Below are 19,071 nucleotides of genomic sequence, written 5' to 3' on the forward strand. Positions count from 1 at the left end.
TACCTGGTGACCGACAGCGCCCTGGCCGCCTCACGGGGACGCGACGTCGCCGGGACCGTGGCCGAGGCGGTGGCCGGGGGAGTGACGACCGTGCAGGTGCGCGAGAAGGACCTCCCGGCCGCGCGGTTCCTCGAGACCGTGCTGGCCGTGTCGCGGGCGCTGCCCGACGACGTCGCCCTGATCGTCAACGACCGGGTCGACGTGTTCCTGGCCGCGCGTGCCGCGGGTGCCCGGGTGACGGGTGTGCACGTCGGGCAGTCCGACCTCCCGCCCTCGCTCGTGCGTCGGCTGGTGGGGGAGGGCGCGGTGATCGGCGTGAGCGCGGCGACTCCCGCCGAGCTCGCAGCGGCCGCCGCCGACCCCGGTCGCGTCGACTACGTCGGGGTGGGGGTGGTCCGGCAGACCGCCACCAAGACCGACGCGCCACCGCCCCTGGGGGTGGCGGGCTTCGCCGAGCTCGCGCGGTCGACGCAGCTGCCGACCGTCGCGATCGGCGGGATCAGGCTCGCCGACGTGGCTCCGCTGCGGGCCGCCGGTGCGGCGGGAGCCGCCGTGGTCTCCGGCATCTGCGCCGCGGAGGACCCGCGCCGCGCCGCGGCCGAGTTCGCGGCAGCCTGGGGAGGAGCGGCATGAGCGGGGGGAGCAGCGTGCCGCGCGTGCTCGCCATCGCGGGCACCGACCCGACGGGCGGTGCGGGGATCCAGGCCGACCTGAAGAGCATCGCGGCCTCCGGCGGCTACGGCATGGCGGTGGTCACGGCGCTGGTGGCCCAGAACACCCGGGGCGTCCGCTCGGTCCACGTGCCGCCGACCGACTTCCTCGCCGAGCAGCTGGACGCGGTCAGCGAGGACGTGACCGTGGACGCGGTGAAGATCGGGATGCTGGCGGGCCGCGAGGTGATCGAGACGGTCGGGGCGTGGCTTCGCCGGACCCGACCGCCGGTGGTCGTGATCGACCCGGTCATGATCGCCACGAGCGGCGACCGCCTGCTCGACGCGGACGCCGAGCAGGCGCTGCGCGAGCTCCTGCCGCTGGCGCACCTGATCACGCCGAACGTGGCCGAGCTCGCGGTGCTCGCGGGGCGTGCTCCGGCGGCCCGGTGGCCGGACGTCCTGGAGCAGGCGCGGGAGGTCTCGGCGACCCACGACGTCGTCGTCCTGGCGAAGGGTGGGCACGTCGAGGGCGATGCCGTGCCGGACGCGCTCGTCGACGGGGGCGGCACCCGGCTCGGCGGCCGTGAGGTCGTGGAGTTCCCCGGAGCCAGGATCGCTACGACCAACACGCACGGGACGGGCTGCTCGCTGTCCTCGGCCGTGGCAACGCACCGAGCCCGCCTCGGGTCGTGGGAGCCGGCGACAGCCGAGGCGAAGCGGTGGCTGACCGAGAGCATCCGCCACGGAGCGTCCCTCGAGGTGGGCGGGGGCAACGGGCCGATCAGCCACTTCGCCGGGATGTGGAGTCGCGGCGGGACGGCCACCCGGCCCACCGCGGAGGAGGTCCGGGACCAGTGGTGGGACGGCGTGCGGGACGTGCGTGCCGCCATCGCCGAGTCCGCTTTCGTGAGGGGCTTGGCCGACGGCTCACTCTCCAAGGAGGCCTTCGGCGTCTACCTCGCGCAGGACGCGCTGTACCTCCGCGACTACGCCCGCGTGCTCTCCGAGGCCAGCCGGCTCGCGCCCACCCTGGACGAGCAGTCGTTCTGGGCCGCCGGAGCCCACGGTGCGCTGGTCACCGAGCTTCAGCTGCACGCCGACTGGCTCGGCGACATGGAGCCGCCGCCTCCCGGGCCGGCCACCACGGCCTACCTCGATCACCTGCTGGCGACGGCGGCCCGCGGCGACCATAGAGTGCTCGCCGCCGCGGTGCTGCCCTGCTACTGGATCTACGCCGACCTCGGGCGGGACCTGCAGGCCCGTGCGGTCGACGGGCACCCGTACCAGGAGTGGCTGCGCACCTACGGCGACCCGGCGTTCGCCGAGGCGACGGCGCGGGCCATCGACATCACCACCGAGTTGGCGACGTCCGCCGACGACGTGACCCGGGAGGCGATGTGGCACGCCTTCCGGGTCTCCGCGGAGCACGAGCTGGCCTTCTTCGAGGCGCCGCTGCGGATGACCGGTCCGGTTCCCTCATGAGGTGAGCGGCGGCCGCTGCAAGATGCGACGCGTCGCCCCCCGCATCGACGTCAGCGCGGCGAGCATCACGACGGCGCCGATCGCGGGGATGACCCACAGCGGTCCCTGGGGCCACGGCCTCGCGAGGACGCCGAGGCCGAGGATCGACATCGGCAGCACGGAGAGCACCGTTCCCGCCGCGATCGCGAGGCTCCCGAGGAGCAGCGCCTCGCGGGTGACCATCGAGCGGATCTGGCGCGGCGTTGCACCGAGCATGCGGAGCGTGGACATCTCCTCACGCCGGCGCCGCGTGGTCGTGCGCAGGCTGCTCGCCACGGCGACCAGCACATACCCCAGCATCGGGAGCAGCACGATGAGGTTGAGCCAGCGCTGCGGGTCGGACCCGCTGCCGGTCAGCGAGGTCGCCGCGGTGACCGCGTGGTCGGGGTGGCTCGCCGCCCAGCCGTCGAGCGCCGCCGGGTCGCCCGAGACCAGCGCGGCGTCCGCCGAGCGCGCGAGCCCGTGCGCTGCCAGCAGCTCGGTGGACGCCACGACCGTGCCGAAACCGAAGCCGCGCCGGTAGGTCGCAACGACCTCGGGACTGACCGGGTCGCCGTTGGCGAGCCGCAGCTCGACGCGGTCGCCGACGTCGAGGCCCCACCGCCGTGCCGTCGACGCGTCGAGGGCGACGGTCTCGCCGCGGAGGTCGGCCAGGCCGCCAGCGGCGACGTCGAGGTCGACCACACGATCGGCGTCGGGGCCGAGCCCGAGCGCCGGGAACCGCTCCGTCGTCGCGTCGCCCAGCATCCGGCTCGTTCGCACCACCGAGGTGGACACCATCGGCACCGCCGCGTCGACGCCCGCGGTGTCACCGAGGGACGCGACGTCGGCCGCGGTCAGGGCTCCCGTGATGGTCGCGTCGGCTGTCATGCCCGCGGCCTGCTCGGCGGAAGTCGCCCGCTCGAGCGTGGACTGGGCGAACACCTGGGCCACGGTGAGACCGAACGCGAGCGCCAGCACGGTCACCGCGCCGGCGGTTCGCAGCGCGTAGGCGTGGGTCTGGTGGAGCGCCAGCCAGCGCGTGACGGGCGCTCGCTCGCCACGGCGTTCCGCCAGCCGGCCGGTGACGGCACGTGCCAGCGCGGGTCCGCACAGCGCGAGGCCGACGATGCCGAGCAGGGTCCCGCTCACGGCGGAGAGGAACGCCTCCTCGCCGGTGACGACCAGCGCACCGAAGGCAGGTGCCAGCGAGAGGACGACCAGCCCGAGGCCGAGCCCGGTGCGCACCCGCGACGGCTGCCGCGGCTCGACCTGGGCGTCGCCCATGGCCTCCGTCGCCGGGCGCCGTGACGCGCGGAACGTCGCGCCGCGGGCGGCGAGCTGGACCACGACCAGGGTCAGTGCGACCACCACCAGGCCGGCGATCGGTGAGTGCACCACGGGGACCACGACGGGGAGGACGCCGCGCTCGGCCAGCTGGTCGCAGAACCATCCGGCCGCGAGGTACCCGAGGGCCACGCCGGGGAGGAGCCCGCAGGCCGCCGCCACGGTGGCCTGCCGCGCCACGAGTCCTCGGACCTGCCGAGGCGTCGCCCCGACGGCACGCAGCAGGGCCAGCTCGCGGCGCTGGTTCGCGACCGAGGTCGCCATGGCGCTCGCGACGATGCAGCCCACCAGGAGCAGCAAGGTGCCGGCGAGGGAGGCGGCCAGCGCCACCAGCTCGAGCCTCGCGTTGCCGACGGCGAGGGACTCCACGGCCCCGCGTGCGTCGCCCGTCGTCACGGCGTACTCGCCGCCCACGACGTCCTCGATCGCGGCGGCGACGGCGGCGATGTCCGCATCGTCGCTCACGCGGATGGCGAGGAGGTCGCTGGCGCCGCCGGGCAGCGCGGCGAGGTCGCTCATGGTCGACGTGGCGAGGTGGACGCCGGGACCGGGGGCGTCGACGATGCCGCTGACCAGCAGGTTGCGGCGTGTCTCACCGACTCCGACCGCGAGACGGTCGCCGACCTCGATCCCGGCGATCTCCTCGTCCACCACCACGGCGTCCGGGCCGGGGGCCGCGCCGCGCAGCGCCGGGTCGCCGAGGTCGGCGACCGGCCACGGGTGCGCCTCGACGGTCCGGGTCACCCCGTCGGTGGTGATCGAGAGTGGCAGTCCCACGTCGGCCGCCACGGCCGACACCCCCGGAACTCGACCGACCCGCTCAACGAGGTCGGCAGGGACCGTCGCGCGCTCGGGCAGCCGCACGTCGAAGTCCTCGACGACGGGGACGCGCTGGGCCGCGGAGACCAGGATCTCGGCGTCCGCCAGGCGCGTGGGAGGTACCTCCGCGCGCAGGCTCGTCTCGGTCAGCACCGCTCCCACGGTGATGAAGGCGCTGCCGCCGAGGATCGCGAAGGCGAGCCCCACGAGGGCACCGACGTGGCCCCGGGCCAGGGCACGGGCGGACATCACCGGACTCCGACCAGGCTGCCGGCGAGCGTCTCGGCCGTGGGTGCGGCGAGGTACTCGCGGATGCGCCCGTCGGCCACGACCACGGTGGCGTGGGCGCGGTGGGCGGCGCGCGGGTCGTGGGTGACCATCACGACGGTCTGGCCGAAGTCGTCGACGAGGTCGCGCAACAGCCCGAGCACGTCGCTCGCGGTGTGGGCGTCGAGCGCGCCGGTCGGCTCGTCGGCGAAGACCACCTCGGGCCGGGCGGCGAGCGACCGGGCGATCGCCACCCGCTGCTGCTGACCACCGGACAGCTCGGCAGGCCGCCGCTCCAGGTACGGTCGCAGGCCGATCCGGTCGACCACCCGGTCCAGCCAGGCGCTGTCTCCGTCGGTGCCCGCCAGCCGCAGCGGCAGGGTGATGTTCTCCCGCACGCTCAGCGACGGCAGCAGGTTGTACGACTGGAAGACGAAGCCGACGGCGTCGCGCCGCACCAGCGTGCGCCGGGTCTCGTTCAGCCCGGAGATCTCGCGACCGCCGATGAGGACCTGCCCCGAGGTCGGCACGTCGAGGCCCGCGGCGCACTGCAGCAGCGTCGACTTGCCCGACCCGGACGGGCCCATGACGGCCAGGAAGGTACCCCGCGGCACCTGCAGGCTGACGCGGTCGAGGGCGTGGACCGTGCCGTAGGTCTTGGTGACGTCGCGCAGTTCCAGCGCGTGGTTCGAAGGAGTCTGGAAGCTCATGCCTCGACGCTAGGAAATCCGGACCCGCGAACCCATCCAGCCAGCTGCTCGATCGAAGGTACAGCGCGCTGTACCGACGCCGCGGCGGCCGGCCGGTAGCGTGATCGCGATGGACAGCGAACAGCCTACGCGAGGTCTCCGGGCACGGCTGCGCGACGCGTTCCGCAGCACCGGCCTCGCGGTCTACGGCGCCGGTCTCGGGTTCCTCGCGGTCCTCACGATCCCCTTCGCGATCGTGGTCGCGGTGCTGTGGTTCCTGCGGATCGGGCGTCCGCTGGTCCTGCCCTCCCTGCGCTGGCTGCAGTGGCTGAGCGGAGCCGAGCGCACCCGTCTGCGCCGCATCGGCCACCGCATCGACGATCCGCCCCGGGTCGCCGGCGAGCCGGAGCAGCAGGTGACGGACCCGGCCACCCGCCGCGAGCTCGGGTGGGGGCTGATCCACGGGACGGTCGGGCTCTTCCTCGGCCTGCTCGCGCTGCAGCTGCTGCTCGTCGGCGTGCACGACCTCGCCTACCCGCTGTGGTGGAAGCACGTGGGCACGGGGGAGCAGGAGCTGCTGAACGGACTGGTTCCTGCCCGCAGCGCCGACGCGGCGCTGTGGGGTCTCGTGACCGGCACGATCGCGCTGGTGCTCTGGTTCGTCGGCGCGCCGAGGCTGCTCGACTGGCAGTCGCGGAGCGGGCTGGCCCTGCTCGGCCCGGCCCCGGGCGCCGACCTCTCGCAGCGGGTCGTCGAGCTCACCGCGACCCGCGCGGCCGCCCTCGACGCCCATGCGGTCGAGCTGCGTCGCATCGAGCGCGCCCTCCACGACGGGGCACAGAACCGGGTGGTCGGCGTGGCGGGGCTGATCGGCGCGGCGCGACGCGAGGGGGAGCGGGACCCGGGCCGCGCGGAGGAGATCCTCGCGAGAGCCCAGGACACGACGGAGGAGGCGCTGGCCGAGCTGCGTGCCGTCGTCCGCTCGATCCTGCCGCCGGTGCTGGAGAATCGAGGACTCGCGGGAGCCCTCACGGCCCTGGCCGCCGACTGCGCCGTGCCGTGCACGGTCACGATCGACGTGCCGGTGCGGTGTCCGGCCAGCGTGGAGACCACCGCCTACTTCGTGGTGGCCGAGTCGCTGACCAACGTGGCCAGGCACAGCCACGCCAGCCGCGCCGAGGTCGAGGTGCGCCTGGACGCTGGCAGCCTCCACGTGCGCGTCGCCGACGACGGCCGTGGGGGAGCGGACCCCGCAGCGGGCTCGGGCCTGGCCGGGATCATCCGCCGGGTCGAGGCGCTCGACGGCGAGGCCCGGCTGAGCAGTCCGCCCGGCGGGCCGACCGAGCTGGAGGTGGAGCTGCCGTGCGGATCGTGATCGCCGAGGACGACACCCTGCTGCGCGAGGGCCTCAGCCTGGTGCTGGCCGGTGAGGGCTTCGACGTCGTCGCCGCCACGGCCGGCCCGGACGAGTTCCTCGCGGCCGTCGCCGAGCACCGCCCCGATCTCGCCGTGGTCGACGTGCGGATGCCGCCGACCCACACGGACGAGGGCATCAAGGCCGCCGTCGCCGCCCGACGCGCCCAGCCGGGCCTCGCGGTGCTCGTCCTCTCGGCGTACGTCGAGCAGAGCTTCGCCACCGACCTCCTCGCCGACGGCGCCGAGCGGGTGGGCTACCTGCTGAAGGAGCGCGTGGGCCGGGTCGACGCGTTCGTGGAGGCGCTCCGGCGCGTGGCCGACGGCGGCACCGCCATCGACCCCGAGGTGGTCGCCCAGCTGTTCGCGCAGAAGCGCTCCGGTGACCCGCTCGAGCGACTGACCGCGCGGGAGCGCGAGGTGCTCTCGGTGATGGCCGAGGGGCTGGGGAACGCCGCGATCGGGCAGCGGCTGCACATCACCGACAACGCGGTGCACAAGCACATCCGCAACATCTTCATGAAGCTCGACCTCGCACCCGACGACCACACCGACCGCCGCGTCGCCGCCGTCCTGCGCTACCTCGACGGCTCCTGAGCTCCCGGCACGAACCCATCCGATCGGCCCGCGGCTCCGAATCGCTCCCATGGATGCTCCGGAGAATCTCCGGGTTGCGGTCATCGGATCCGGGGTATCCGGACTGAGCGCGGCCTGGTTCGCCACCCAAGCGGGTGCACGCGTGGTGCTGTACGAGTCGGACGAACGCCTCGGCGGACACGCCGACACGCACCTCGTCGTCGACGGGACGCAGGAGCTGGCGATCGACACGGGCTTCATCGTCCACAACCGCCACACGTACCCGGTGCTGTGCCGGCTGTTCGACGAGCTCGGGGTGCAGACGCAGCCGTCGAAGATGTCGCTCTCGGTCCACGACGAGGCGACCGGGCTCGAGTGGGCGGGTGCCAAGGGGCGACGGGGACTGTTTCCCGAGCCGCGTCGACTGTTCGACGTGGGGCACTGGCGGATGCTCGTCGAGATCCCGCGCTTCCACCGGGCAGCGCGCCGGCTGCTCGAGGCCCCGTCGGAGGCTGGCGACCCCACGCTCGACGAGTTCCTGGACCGGCACCGGTTCAGCGACCGCCTGCGCCGGCACTTCGTCCGGGCGCTCGTGGCGGCGGTGTGGTCCTGCGACCCGGAGATCGCCGGCCGGTATCCGGCCCGGCACCTGTTCGCGTTCCTGGCGAACCACGGGATGCTCGCGGTGTTCGGCAGTCCCCGGTGGCGCACCGTCGTCGGCGGCTCGCGCGACTACGTGCTCAGGATCGCCAAGGAGCTTCCGGACATCCGGCTCTCGACGGCGGTCACGGGCGTCGAGGAGCACGCCGCCGGCGTGACCGTGCGCGACGCCGGCGGAGGCGAGGAGCGATTCGATCACGTGATCATCGCGACGCATCCCCGCCAGGCGCTCGCGATGCTGTCGGCTCCGTCACCGGCGCAGCGGGAGGTCCTCGCAGCGATGCCGTACTCGCCGAACCCGGCGCTGCTGCACACCGACGAGCGGCTGCTGCCGCGTGCGGACGGGGCCCGGGCGGCGTGGAACCTGCGTCTGCCGGAGTCCCCCGACGGGCGGGTGACGGTCACCTACGACATGACCCGTCTCCAGCGGCTGCACACCGACACGCGATTCCTGGTGACCCTCGGAGGGGACGACCTCGTCGATCCCGCCACGATCATCGCGCGGATGGACTACGAGCACCCGGTCTACACGGCCGAGACCGTCGCCGCCCAGCGCCGCCTGCCCGAGATCGACACGGACCGGGTGGTGTTCGCCGGCGCCTACCACGGCTGGGGATTTCACGAGGACGGAGCGCGTTCGGGCGCCGAGGCGGTGCGTCGGCTGGGCCTGGCCGATCCGCGGGCCGGCTCACCGGCCGGTCGCGCCCCCGAGGTCTACCGCACCCGGGTCGGCCATCGCCGGACCCAGCCCTTCACCCGGACGTTCGAGCAGCGATCCTCGACGTGGGTCGTCGACATCGACGAGCAGGCCGCGCGGCAGGAGCGGGAGCCACTCTGGCGTCGGGTGACCGTGGGCACGATCGAGGCGCGCGACCACCTAGGCGACCCGACGGCCACGTTGCGACAGAACCTGGCGGCGTTCCTGGCCCGCCACGGCATCGAGCTGGGAGACGCGAGCGTCCGGCTGATGGCCCACCCGCGAGCCTTCGGATTCTGCTTCAACCCGATCAGCGTGTGGTGGTGCACTCGCCGCGACGGCACCCCCCTCGCCACGGTCGTCGAGGTGCACAACACCTACGGCGACCGGCATGCGTACCTGTTCGACGGTGGGACGGAGGCCGAGCGCCGGGTGGACAAGGCGATGTACGTCTCTCCGTTCCACGGCGTGGCCGGGTCGTACCGGGTGACGGCGCCCCCGCCGACCGATGCCCTCGACGTACGAGTCGAGCTCGACCTCCCGGAGGGCGCGACGTTCCAGGCGTCGATCCGCGGACGGCGGACGCGCGGGCTCAGGTGGCGCGCCGCCCTGGCCGGCCCGGCCGATCGGCTCGCCATCACCGCACACGGCCTTGCTCTCTGGATCCGGCGACTGCCGATCCAACCTCGCCCCACTCACCACCAAGAAGGTGTTCGATGACGACCCTCAGCCCGCTCGCGGCTCCCCAGTGGCCCAGCCTGGTCCTGCCGCCCAGCACGCGCACGAGCGACCTCCGAGCGGCCATGGCACGCCGCCTCTTCACCTCGGCCGTGGACCGGCTGGACGTGACCGTGGAGTTCGACGGCCACATTCTCGGCGCGGGCGGCCCCCGGATGACGATCCACCGCCCCGAGGAGTTCTTCCGGCGGCTGGGGAGCCAGCCCTCCACGGGGTTCGGCGAGTCATACATGACCGCCGCGTGGGACGCGGACGACCTCGGCGGATTCCTCACCGTGCTCGCTGCGGGGATCCGCACGCTCGTGCCGCGGCCGCTGCAGGTGATGCGCAGTGCCGTCATGCCGCGGCCACCGCGCGACGAGCGGGGGGACAAGGCGGACACCCAGCGCGTCGTCGGGCACCACTACGACCTGTCGAACGACCTGTTCGAGACATTCCTGGATCCGACGATGACCTACTCGAGCGCCCTGTTCGACGAGACCGTCACCGGCACCCCGGTGGTCGGTGGCGACCTGGAGCAGGCCCAGGAGCGCAAGCTCGACCGCCTGTTGGACCTGGCCCGCGTCGGCGACGGCACGCAGCTGCTGGAGATCGGTTCGGGCTGGGGGTCGCTGGCCCTGCGGGCCGCCCGCCGCGGCGCCCGGGTCCGGACCATCACCCTGTCGGTGGCCCAGCAGCAGCTGGCGCGCGAGCGCATCGCCGAGGCCGGCCTGCAGGACCGGATCGACGTCGACCTGTGCGACTACCGCGACGTCGAGGGACGCTACGACGCGGTCGTGTCGATCGAGATGATCGAGGCCGTCGGCTGGCGCCACTGGAGCACCTACCTCGCGACGATCGACCGGGTGCTCGAGCCCGGAGGCAACGCGGCGATCCAGGCCATCACGATGCCGCACGACCGGATGAAGGCGACTCGCAACACCCAGACCTGGGTCACGAAGTACATCTTCCCCGGTGGGTTCCTGCCGTCGGTCCGGGCGCTCGAGGAGGCGACCGCGGGGACGTCGCTACGGCTCACGTCGACCGAGGCCATCGGAGCCCACTACGCCGAGACACTGCGGCAGTGGGACGAGGCGTTCCTGGCCCGTGCCGACGAGGTTCGGGCGCTCGGCCTCGACGACACCTTCAGCCGGATGTGGCACTTCTACCTGCAGTACTCGCGAGCCGGCTTCAGCTCGGGCTACCTCGACGACCACCATCTCGTCTACACGAAGGAGAGCGGCCGATGAGCCATCGACAGCACATCGACGGATTGGCCGGCCAGACCGCGGCCGTGCTCGAACCCGTCGTGGGCGAGATTCCCGTCCGCCTGGAGTTCTGGGACGGGTCGGTTGTCGGACCGATCCGGGGGCCGATCGTGCGGATCACGTCGCCGGCGGCTCTCCGCCGCCTGCTGTGGAGTCCGGGCGAGCTCGGAGCCGCGCAGGCCTACGTGTCCGGTGAGGCCGAGATCGAGGGGGATCTCGATGCCGCGCTGACGACGCTGCTGGCCGCGGGCCGGAACGCGGGACCCGTTCCCGCCACACGGACCGCGAGAACGATGGCGCGCGCCCTGCCGCTGCTGATCAGGGCCGGGGCGATCGGCCGACGTCCCCCGCCGCCGGCGTCGCAGGCGGTCGTGAAGGGCCGGCTGCACTCGCGCGACCGTGACCGCGCCGCGATCGCGCACCACTACGACCTGTCGAACGAGTTCTACGAGCAGATCCTCGATCCGACCATGGCCTACTCGTGCGGGTATTACACCTCCGACGACGTCACCCTGCAGCAGGCGCAGGAGGCGAAGCTCTCGCTGATCTGCCGCAAGCTCGGCCTCGGCGAGGGCAGCCGGCTGCTCGATGTCGGCTGTGGGTGGGGATCGCTCACGGTCCACGCCGCCCAGCACTACGGGGCGCAGGTCGTGGCGGTCACGATCGCGGCCGAGCAGCGCGACTTCGTCGCCGAACGGGTCCGGCGCGAAGGCCTGGAGCACCTCGTGGAGGTGCGGCTGTGCGACTACCGCGACGCCACGGGGGAGTACGACGCCGCCGCGTCGGTCGAGATGGGCGAGCACGTCGGTGCCGAGAACTACGCGGTGTTCGCCGGAGTCCTGCACGACCGGGTGCGCCCCGGTGGCCGGGTGCTGATCCAGCAGATGTCGCGCACGGGACGATGGCCCGGCGGCGGCCCCTTCATCGAAAGCTTCATCGCTCCCGACATGCACATGCGTCCGGTGGGCCAGACGGTCGACCTGCTCGAGCGGTCCGGGCTGGAGGTCCGCGACGTCCACGCCCTGCGTGAGCACTACGTGCGCACCGTCGGGGGATGGATCGAGAACTTCGAAAGCAACGTCGACCGCCTGACGGAGCTGGTCGGCGAGGAGGTCGTGCGCGTCTGGCGGCTCTACCTCGCCGGAGGCGCCGCCGCGTTCCGGGACGGCCGCATGGGGGTCGACCAGATCCTGGCGGTACGGCCGGGAGCGCCGCACGGTCTCGACCGCGAGCCTCGCGCATGGTGACGGTCCTCGTCGCGTTCGTGGGCGTCGTCCTGGTCATGGCGGCCGGGGCGGTGGCGTCGCGGGTCAGGGACACGTTCGCGATCGTGGACGTCGCGTGGCCGGTGGCCTTCGCCGTGGGCATGGTGGCAGCGACGTCGGCGGGCCTCGTGGGTGATCTCGGGGAGGCCTGGCGAACCGTGCTGGCGCTCGTGCTGGTGCTGTGCTGGGCGGGACGGCTCGCCTCACACCTCGGCGCCCGGACCTTCGCGGCGCAGGAGGACGATCCGCGGTACCTCGAGTACATGGGGGGATCGGCGCGCGAGGTGCCGTTCGCGGCGCTGCTGACGAAGGTCTACGGCCTGCAGGCGGTGCTGGTGCTCGCGGTGGGCTACGCACTCTTCGCGTCGGCCTCGCTGCCCGTGCGCTGGCCGGTCGTCGCGGTCGTCGGCGCGGTGGTGGCCCTGGCGGGTATCGTGTTCGAGGCCGTCGCCGACCGTCAGCTCGCGGCCTACCGCGCGGAGCCGAAGGAGCAGCGCGCGCCGGTCCTGTCGACCGGTGTCTGGTCGTGGAGTCGGCACCCGAACTACTTCGGCGAGGCGGTGACGTGGTGGGGACTGTGGCTCGTGGCGGGGGCCGCGAGCGGGTGGGCGCCCCTGCTGTGGACCCTGCCCGCGCCGATCGTGCTGACCGCGATCGTCACCGTCGTGTCGGGTGTTCGGATCGCCGAACGCCGCATGCGCGGCCGATCCGGCTGGGACGCGTACGCGGACAGGACGTCCGTCTTCGTGCCACTGCCCCCGCGTCGGCCCTGACCTGCGGCTCCCGCGATGGGTCAGCGCTTGATCTTGCGACCCTTGCTGGTCTTGGCGACCGTCAGGTAGTTCGTCTTCGAGACGCTGATGCGGACCCGGAGGACCTTGCCGCGGTCGGACTTCTTGACCTTGTAGGTCGACTTCACGGCGCCGCGGATCGGCTTGCCGTTGCGCGTCCAGCGGTAGCGGACCTTGACCGGCTTCGGTCCCCACTTGGCGGTGTACGCCTTGAACTTCTTCCCGGCCTTCGCGGTGCCGACCACCTTGACGGTGCCGACCTTGAGGGGACGCTTCGCGAGCGTGGCGCCCGAGGTGCTGACGTAGCGGTTCCACCAGCCGGGGCGGGTGACCGTCGTGCGCACCCGGACCTTCTGGTTCACGTCGGCGGAGCGCAGCGTGTAGCGGCTGCCGGTGGCGCCCGCGATGGCGGTCGAGCCGCGCAGCCACTGATGAGTTACCTTCGCGGCGGGGTCCGCGGTCAGGCCCGTCGGCGCGGCCAGGACCCGTCCGACGGTCGGCGTGCCGGCGGGCGCCCGGGGCGCGCGCCGCGCCTGGACCGGACGGCTGCCCGCGACCTGCACCTGCGCGCGCTGGAAGCTGTCGCTGCCGTCGACGTAGTTGCCCTGGGCGTCGGTCCGATAGATCTTCAGGCGCGCGTCGATCCGCGCCCCGGCGTGGGCCGCGGCCAAGGTGAAGCGGGAGGTCGCGCCGTTGTACGTGGTGGCTGCCGGCTGCGGGACGCCGTCCACGAACCAGGAGATCTCGCTGTACGTGCTGGCCGGCTTGCCGAAGCTCGCGGTGAGCGTGGCGCCGGGCGTGGCCGTGCCGGAGATCGTCAGCGGCGACGTCGGCTGCACGTGCTGCGTGCCGCCGACCTTCGTCGTGGGCGTGATGAGCGAGGCCGGCTTGTAGCCCGGGCGGCTGGCGGTCACCCGCGCGTGGATCCACGTTCCGTCCTGGGCGGGCGTCGGGGTGAAGCTCGCCGCGGTGGCGCCCGGGATCGTTACCGAGGGAGAGCCGTCGCGCCGCGAGATCCACTGGTAGCTGAAGGTGGCGTCCGTGGGACGCCAGCCCTCCTGGCCCACGATCGTCAGCGGCTCACCGACGCGGTACGACCCGACGATGAACGGGTCGACCGGCGCCATGCCCAGGCCCTGCTTGGGCAGCCTGACCGAGAAGGTCTTCGACGGCGTCGCGGTCGAGGAGGTCCAGGTCTGCGCGGTCTCGAACGACGTGGCGTTGGGCCAGCACGTGTCGCGGTGGCGCACCTCCGGCTGCCAGAACTTCGTCGAGGAGACCTCGCCGTAGTAGGTGTCGGAGAAGCAGACGCGGTACTGCCCACCGACCGGCACCTGCCACGAGAAGCGACCCTGCGCGTCGGTCAGCTTCGGCCCGAACTGCAGCGTCGTCCACGCGCTGCCCTCGCGGATGTAGATCTCCCACCCGACGTTCTGCAGGGGCTTGCCGCTGGGGTCGAGGGCGACGCCGGTGATCCGGCCGTCCGCCGCCTGGGCCGACGTGGCGGTCAGCGGGACGAGCAACAGGGCGAGGAGGGCGAGCAGCACGGGACGCAGGAGACGCATGGTGCTGAACCTAGTGGCCCGGCCGCGTGCTGACTGCCCCCGTTAACGGGGGGTGCGACTCGCCCCGAAGCGTGGGGATCAGTCGGGCGACAGCGCCCGCAGGATCTCGGCGTGGCGGAGCAGGAAGGCGCCCTCGTCGAGTCGCTTGCGACGCAGCCACCCCGAGACCTCGCTGTTGTGCTTGCTCGCGTTGCACGACGTGCACGCCGGGACGACGTTCGTCACCGTATAGCGGCCACCGCGTGAGATCGGCAGGACGCAGTCCTTCTGGAGCGCCGCCGTGGTCGTGCCGCAGTACGCGCAGCCGCCCCACTGCAGGACGAGCGTGTCCCACTGCGCCGGGGTCAGGTCGTTGTCGACGCGGTCGAGGCGCCGCTGCCGGCGCTTCGCGTAGCGGGCACGCGTGGCAGCCGAGGTGCTGCTGGGAAACCGACGACGCGCCACGAGGCGACGCTACCGGACCCCGAGGACGGACGAGGCTGCCTCAGCTGCCGCCGGCCGGCAGCCCCTCGAGCAGGATGGCCGGCTCGGCGCGGGCCACCTTGTTCGCCCGCCACTTGTCGGTGAAGAGCGCGAGGTGGGTGCCGTCGGCGCGCTGGAGGACCTCGACGCCACGCTGGCCGCGCAGTGCCCGCGCGCCTTCCGCATCGGTGCGCCGGGCCACCTGGTAGTCCAGGCGCGAGAGCCGGATCGGGGAGGTGAACTCGTTCTTCATCCGCTCCTCGACCACCTCGAACTGCAGCGGGCCGACGGCGGCCAGGACTGGGGTCTGATCACCACGCAGGTCGGAGCGCAGGACCTGGACGACGCCTTCCTGGTCGAGCTGCTCGATGCCGCGTCGGAACTGCTTGTACCGCCCGATGTCCTTCGCGGTGGCGGTCATGAAGTGCTCGGGCGCGAAGCTCGGCACCGGCGGGTAGTCGATCGCGTCGCCGTCGTAGACGGTGTCGCCGACGCGCAGCGCCTGGGCGTTGACGAAGCCGATGATGTCGCCGGGAGCCGCCTGCTCCACCGAGGACGTCGTCCGGCCGAAGACGGCCTGGGCGTACTTCGTGGCGAAGGGTCGGCCGGTCGAGGCGTGGGTCACGACCATGCCGCGCTCGAAGGTCCCGGACACCACGCGGGCGTACGCGAGCCGGTCGCGGTGGGACGTGTTCATGCCGGACTGCACCTTGAAGACGAACGCGCTGAAGGCGTCGTCGACCTGACGCACCGAGCCGTCGACGCCCGCGGTCGCGCTCGGTCCGGGCGCCAGCTCGACCAGCAGCTCGAGCAGCTGGGCCACGCCGAAGTTCTGCAGCGCCGAGGCGAACATGACCGGCGTGGTCTCGCCGCCGAGGAAGCGCTCCTGGTCGTGGTCGGCGCCGTCGAGGGAGAGCAGCTCGCTCTCGTCCACCGCGGCCGACCAGACGTCGGCGTCGACGTCCTCGACCTCGTCCGGCGACAGCCGTCGCTCGGGCGCTCGCTCGGCCCCGCCGGCGGTCCGGGTGTACTTGACGAACTCGCCGGTGCGGCGGTCCAGGACGCCTCGGAAGTCACCCGCCTCGCCCACCGGCCAGGTGAGCGGGGTCGGACGCAGCTTGATCTCCTGCTCGATCTCGTCCATCAGGCCCAGCGGCGACAGCCCGGGGCGGTCCCACTTGTTGATGACGGTGATCACCGGGATGCCGCGGAGCGCGCACACCCGGAAGAGCTTGAGAGTCTGGGGCTCGAGGCCCTTGCCGGCGTCGACCAGCATCACGGCCGAGTCGACCGCCGACAGCACGCGGTAGGTGTCCTCCGAGAAGTCGCTGTGGCCGGGAGTGTCCACGAGGTTCACCACGTGGTCGCGGTACACGAACTGCAGCGCCGCGGACGTGATCGAGATGCCACGCGCCTTCTCCATGTCCATCCAGTCCGAGACCGTCGCCTTGCGGTCGTCCTTGCCGTGCACGGCACCGGCCTGGTTGATGACACGGGCGTGCAGCGCGAGCGCTTCGGTCAGCGTGGACTTGCCGGCGTCGGGGTGGCTGATGACGGCGAAGGTGCGGCGGGGGCGTTTGTCGGACACCCATCGAATTTACCCGGCGTCACAGCATGGGGACGACGGAGGCCGGGCTCGTGCTGAGCACCCGCACGGCGAGCGTCGTCGTCGCCTCCACCCCGAGGTAGCCCACGACCGTGTTGACCCGGCCCAGATCCAGTGGGAGCAGACCCGGGGTGCCGGGAACGTCAGGGGTGAGACCGAGGTCGAGGTCCTCGCGGCCCGACATGATCCGCACGTTGAAGTCGTAGCGCTCGCGGGCTCCGGGGGCGGCGAGGCGGCGGACGACCGTGGCACCCATCCGTCGCCCGCCGGTCTCGGCCGCCCAGGCGTCCAGGGTCGCGGCGAGGGTGCGACCTTCGTTGTGGTCGATGTCCGCCCAGACGGTCTCCATCGACCCGGCCTGGGTCAGCAGGATCGCGGCGGTCTTCTCCCCGATGCCGGACACACCCGGGAGGTTGTCGCTGGGGTCGCCGCGCAGGGCCGCGAACGCCAGGTAGTGCTCGGCGGCGATCCCGTACATCGTGAGCAGCCGTGCCGGGTTGAGCAGCGGAGAGCCGTCGATCCCGCCGTTGATCAGCCGCAGCACCTGCGTGTGCTCGCTGATGTGGGCGAACGCGTCCCGGTCCGACGTGACGATCACGCAGTTCCAGCCGTTGTCGCGGGCCCACGTGGCGGCCGAGGCGCTCACGTCGTCGGCCTCAAGGCCCGGGGGAGTGAGCGTCGCCAGGCCGAGGGCGTCGAGGAACGCGCCCGTGCGCTCGAGCTGGCCGACGAGCGCCGCGTCCTTCTCGGCCCGCCCTGCCTTGTAGGCGGGATAGAAGTCCGTGCGCACCGACGCCGCCCGGTCGTCGAGCCCGAAGATCACGGCGTCGGGGGCGAACCGCTCGATCGCCTCGATGATCTGGCGCAGCATGCCGTGCAGGGCCCACGCGGGACGACCCGATCGGTCCATCAGCCTCGTGTGGGCCCGGGCATGGTGGTTGCGGTGCAGCAGCGAGGGCGCGTCGACCACGAGCAGCAGCTTGCGGGGACGATTCACGGGGGCAGACATGGGATCCTCGCCATCCTAGGCCGGGTCCCGCGCGACGCCGCCGTCAGATCAGCTTGGGGAAGCTGAGCAGGAATCCCGTCGTCGCCAGGAACCCGACCCCGGCGATCGCCAGCAGCACCCACTGCGTCCGCGGGCGCCGCAGGCGCGTGGCCAGGGCGGTGAAGAACAGCACGCTCGCGAAGGCGACGGTGAGGATCGTGTAGTTGTCGCCGCGCTGGTTGTTGCGCAGGGCCTCCTGGTACTTGGCATCGGCACGGGCGTCGGCCGCCCGCGCCTGCTCCAGCTCCGGAACTGCATACTCCTCGAGCTGGAACGGGGTGGGCGCGGCCGCGGGGTTCTTCAACGGCCGCTCGGCGATCCAGACGGGGAAGGCGCTGGCCAGCGGCTCGGGGAACCGTTCCTCGAGAAACGTGGTCAGCGTGTCGTCTTCCGCCTGGTACGCCTGCAGCCACTGGGTGAACAGCGACACCTGGACGGTCTGCTTGCGGTTGGCGTCGCCCTCGAGGCGCGCTGCCTCGATGCGGGCCGTCGACGCCTGGGCGAAGGAGATGGACATGGCGCCGCCCCACTTGCTGGACTGGAAGCCGGTCCACGCGGTCAGGATGGCCGTGACCGAGAGGAGCACGACGGCGACCAGCTCGAGCCAGTCGACGGAATCATGGGAGCTCTCGTCCGTCACGTGGTCCTCCGTCGAGTCTGTGCCGAGTCTCGGAGGAGCCGGCGCGCCGATGGCTCATCCTAGGCACAGCCAGGCTCTAGCTCCGGCGGCGCGCGAGCCGGTTGCGGCGCTCCTCCTCGCGCTTGGAGTAGGTGGCGGCGCGGATTGCATCGTCCGACTCCAGCCCGCTGCCGAGGCCCCCACCCACGGTCGCTGCTGACGCCACGAACCAGGCCAGCACGAAGAGGTCGCCGTAGCCGAGGGACATCTGGAGGTAGCCGCCCATCACCGAGGGGTCCAGGACGAAGAGCGCCCACAGGAGGTTCACCACGTAGAGCGCGAGGTAGCAGATGAGGACCCCCGAGGTCAGCGTCAACAAGGTCGAGATGTTGTAGAGGCGCGACCTCTCCCGGGCCTCGGAGGAGTCGTCGTCCGGGCGGTCCCAGAGCTCTCCGTCGATCACGAGCCAGCCAACCACCAAGGCGATGGACACGATCGTCGCGACCGTCAGGCGCCACCAGGACAGCGACCCGGCCAGCAGCCACACCGTCGAGTTGATCGTGGCGACGGCTCCGGTCGCCAGCGCCGCGACGAGCGCCGACTTGAGTCCGGGCACGAGGAGCCACGGCCGGTTGGCCAGCACCATGCCCATGAGGAGGCGCCAGCGGCCGCCGACGCGGGAGAGCGGAACCCGCTGCTCCTCCGTGGAGGTGGGATCGGCCATCCCGGCGACGAGGCTGCGCACGGCTCGGCGCGTGCGTGCCTCCATGCGCACACCACCGAGCGCAGGCAGGGACAGCACGGCTCTGCGCTGTTGTGGATCGGCCTCGATGAGGAGGTAGCGACCACCGTCGTCGCGCAGGGGAAGTTCCGTGAGCCCCACGACGAGGTCCCATTGGTGCTCGTGCGCCTGATCGCCCAGACGCGCCAGCGCGGTGTCGACGTCCTCGGAGCCGGTGGTGAACGGCTCACTGACGACCTCGACGTCCCAGCCGCCTGCCCCGTCCACCGGCGAGTCGAGGTCCCTGATCCGGTGCGCCATGCGGGTGGGGGAGGCCGGGTCTGCTACGAGGCCGATCTGGAGCTCGTTCATTCTTCCGACGTACCCA

The 19,071-nt window shown here is 72.5% G+C and carries 16 protein-coding genes; 8 read left to right on the forward strand and 8 right to left on the reverse strand.

Translation table 11 applies throughout. From position 1 onward, the window contains the following. Nucleotides 1–6 precede the first annotated feature (6 nt). Both thiE and H1W00_RS15470 read left to right on the forward strand, forming a co-directional pair. Nucleotides 7–633 carry a thiamine phosphate synthase gene (thiE, locus tag H1W00_RS15465; RefSeq protein WP_206680095.1) on the forward strand — a complete coding sequence of 209 codons (627 nt, stop codon included), beginning with the start codon at nucleotides 7–9 and terminating at the stop codon, nucleotides 631–633. After that, nucleotides 630–2,135: a bifunctional hydroxymethylpyrimidine kinase/phosphomethylpyrimidine kinase gene (locus tag H1W00_RS15470; protein WP_181756698.1), complete on the forward strand. Its 1,506-nt coding sequence runs from the start codon at nucleotides 630–632 to the stop codon at nucleotides 2,133–2,135. Before thiE ends, H1W00_RS15470 begins: the two co-directional genes overlap by 4 nt. Here the strand turns inward: H1W00_RS15470 and H1W00_RS15475 are convergent. Together H1W00_RS15475 and H1W00_RS15480 are read right to left on the reverse strand one after the other, a co-directional pair. After that, nucleotides 2,130–4,568 carry an FtsX-like permease family protein gene (locus tag H1W00_RS15475; protein WP_181756699.1) on the reverse strand — a complete coding sequence of 813 codons (2,439 nt, stop codon included), beginning with the start codon at nucleotides 4,566–4,568 and terminating at the stop codon, nucleotides 2,130–2,132. The two genes, H1W00_RS15470 and H1W00_RS15475, sit on opposite strands and share 6 nt — an antisense overlap. After that, nucleotides 4,568–5,296, reverse strand: a complete 729-nt coding sequence (locus tag H1W00_RS15480) for an ABC transporter ATP-binding protein (RefSeq protein WP_181756700.1) — start codon at nucleotides 5,294–5,296, stop codon at nucleotides 4,568–4,570. The genes H1W00_RS15475 and H1W00_RS15480 overlap by 1 nt, the downstream gene beginning before the upstream one ends. 109 nt (nucleotides 5,297–5,405) lie before the next feature. Between H1W00_RS15480 and H1W00_RS15485 the strand changes: the two genes are divergently transcribed. Genes H1W00_RS15485 through H1W00_RS15510 form a run of 6 tightly spaced genes read left to right on the forward strand, consistent with a single transcriptional unit; the run spans nucleotide 5,406 to nucleotide 12,644 of the window. Beyond that, on the forward strand, nucleotides 5,406–6,650 hold the full coding sequence (locus H1W00_RS15485) for a sensor histidine kinase (protein WP_181756701.1): 1,245 nt from the start codon (nucleotides 5,406–5,408) through the stop codon (nucleotides 6,648–6,650). Then, the gene (locus H1W00_RS15490; protein ID WP_181756702.1) at nucleotides 6,638–7,285 is read left to right on the forward strand and encodes a response regulator; all 648 of its coding nucleotides are present in this window, start codon (nucleotides 6,638–6,640) and stop codon (nucleotides 7,283–7,285) included. The genes H1W00_RS15485 and H1W00_RS15490 overlap by 13 nt, the downstream gene beginning before the upstream one ends. 49 nt (nucleotides 7,286–7,334) lie before the next feature. Then, on the forward strand, nucleotides 7,335–9,341 hold the full coding sequence (locus H1W00_RS15495) for an FAD-dependent oxidoreductase (protein ID WP_181756703.1): 2,007 nt from the start codon (nucleotides 7,335–7,337) through the stop codon (nucleotides 9,339–9,341). Next, nucleotides 9,338–10,588, forward strand: a complete 1,251-nt coding sequence (locus H1W00_RS15500) for an SAM-dependent methyltransferase (protein ID WP_181756704.1) — start codon at nucleotides 9,338–9,340, stop codon at nucleotides 10,586–10,588. Before H1W00_RS15495 ends, H1W00_RS15500 begins: the two co-directional genes overlap by 4 nt. Continuing rightward, nucleotides 10,585–11,853, forward strand: a complete 1,269-nt coding sequence (locus H1W00_RS15505; protein WP_181756705.1) for an SAM-dependent methyltransferase — start codon at nucleotides 10,585–10,587, stop codon at nucleotides 11,851–11,853. The genes H1W00_RS15500 and H1W00_RS15505 overlap by 4 nt, the downstream gene beginning before the upstream one ends. Beyond that, nucleotides 11,847–12,644, forward strand: coding sequence for a DUF1295 domain-containing protein (locus tag H1W00_RS15510; protein WP_181756706.1), 798 nt, complete (start codon nucleotides 11,847–11,849; stop codon nucleotides 12,642–12,644). The genes H1W00_RS15505 and H1W00_RS15510 overlap by 7 nt, the downstream gene beginning before the upstream one ends. A 20-nt stretch (nucleotides 12,645–12,664) precedes the next feature. On the opposite strand, the gene H1W00_RS15515 is transcribed toward H1W00_RS15510, so the two are convergent. The 6 genes from H1W00_RS15515 to H1W00_RS15540 form a co-directional block, all read right to left on the reverse strand. Then, entirely contained in the window at nucleotides 12,665–14,227 is a 1,563-nt protein-coding gene (locus tag H1W00_RS15515) for a hypothetical protein (protein WP_181756707.1), read from the reverse strand. Nucleotides 14,228–14,305: 78 nt separating this feature from the next. After that, nucleotides 14,306–14,671, reverse strand: coding sequence for an HNH endonuclease (locus H1W00_RS15520; RefSeq protein ID WP_181756708.1), 366 nt, complete (start codon nucleotides 14,669–14,671; stop codon nucleotides 14,306–14,308). A 40-nt stretch (nucleotides 14,672–14,711) separates the two neighbouring features. Continuing rightward, complete coding sequence (locus tag H1W00_RS15525) at nucleotides 14,712–16,277, reverse strand: peptide chain release factor 3 (protein WP_181756709.1); 1,566 nt, start codon at nucleotides 16,275–16,277, stop codon at nucleotides 14,712–14,714. Nucleotides 16,278–16,296: 19 nt separating this feature from the next. Next, a complete protein-coding gene (locus tag H1W00_RS15530; protein ID WP_181756710.1) occupies nucleotides 16,297–17,304 on the reverse strand; it encodes a 5'-3' exonuclease in 1,008 nt (335 codons plus the stop codon). 43 nt (nucleotides 17,305–17,347) lie between these two features. Beyond that, nucleotides 17,348–17,983, reverse strand: coding sequence for a hypothetical protein (locus tag H1W00_RS15535; RefSeq protein ID WP_181756711.1), 636 nt, complete (start codon nucleotides 17,981–17,983; stop codon nucleotides 17,348–17,350). A gap of 76 nt (nucleotides 17,984–18,059) precedes the next feature. Further along, complete coding sequence (locus tag H1W00_RS15540) at nucleotides 18,060–19,055, reverse strand: hypothetical protein (RefSeq protein ID WP_181756712.1); 996 nt, start codon at nucleotides 19,053–19,055, stop codon at nucleotides 18,060–18,062. Nucleotides 19,056–19,071: the final 16 nt, after the last annotated feature.

Source organism: Aeromicrobium phoceense (assembly GCF_013868155.1).
Classification (GTDB): Bacteria; Actinomycetota; Actinomycetes; order Propionibacteriales; family Nocardioidaceae; genus Aeromicrobium; species Aeromicrobium phoceense.

What these genes read in the sequence shown, in the direction of transcription:
- H1W00_RS15500 (WP_181756704.1), top strand. Translation starts at nt 9,338, where the DNA reads ATGACGACCCTCAGCCCGCTCGCGGCTCCCCAGTGGCCCAGCCTGGTC.
- H1W00_RS15475 (WP_181756699.1), bottom strand. Translation starts at nt 4,568, where the DNA reads ATGTCCGCCCGTGCCCTGGCCCGGGGCCACGTCGGTGCCCTCGTGGGG.
- H1W00_RS15540 (WP_181756712.1), bottom strand. Translation starts at nt 19,055, where the DNA reads ATGAACGAGCTCCAGATCGGCCTCGTAGCAGACCCGGCCTCCCCCACC.
- H1W00_RS15510 (WP_181756706.1), top strand. Translation starts at nt 11,847, where the DNA reads ATGGTGACGGTCCTCGTCGCGTTCGTGGGCGTCGTCCTGGTCATGGCG.
- H1W00_RS15495 (WP_181756703.1), top strand. Translation starts at nt 7,335, where the DNA reads ATGGATGCTCCGGAGAATCTCCGGGTTGCGGTCATCGGATCCGGGGTA.
- H1W00_RS15515 (WP_181756707.1), bottom strand. Translation starts at nt 14,227, where the DNA reads ATGCGTCTCCTGCGTCCCGTGCTGCTCGCCCTCCTCGCCCTGTTGCTC.
- H1W00_RS15530 (WP_181756710.1), bottom strand. Translation starts at nt 17,304, where the DNA reads ATGTCTGCCCCCGTGAATCGTCCCCGCAAGCTGCTGCTCGTGGTCGAC.
- H1W00_RS15485 (WP_181756701.1), top strand. Translation starts at nt 5,406, where the DNA reads ATGGACAGCGAACAGCCTACGCGAGGTCTCCGGGCACGGCTGCGCGAC.
- H1W00_RS15470 (WP_181756698.1), top strand. Translation starts at nt 630, where the DNA reads ATGAGCGGGGGGAGCAGCGTGCCGCGCGTGCTCGCCATCGCGGGCACC.
- H1W00_RS15480 (WP_181756700.1), bottom strand. Translation starts at nt 5,296, where the DNA reads ATGAGCTTCCAGACTCCTTCGAACCACGCGCTGGAACTGCGCGACGTC.
- H1W00_RS15505 (WP_181756705.1), top strand. Translation starts at nt 10,585, where the DNA reads ATGAGCCATCGACAGCACATCGACGGATTGGCCGGCCAGACCGCGGCC.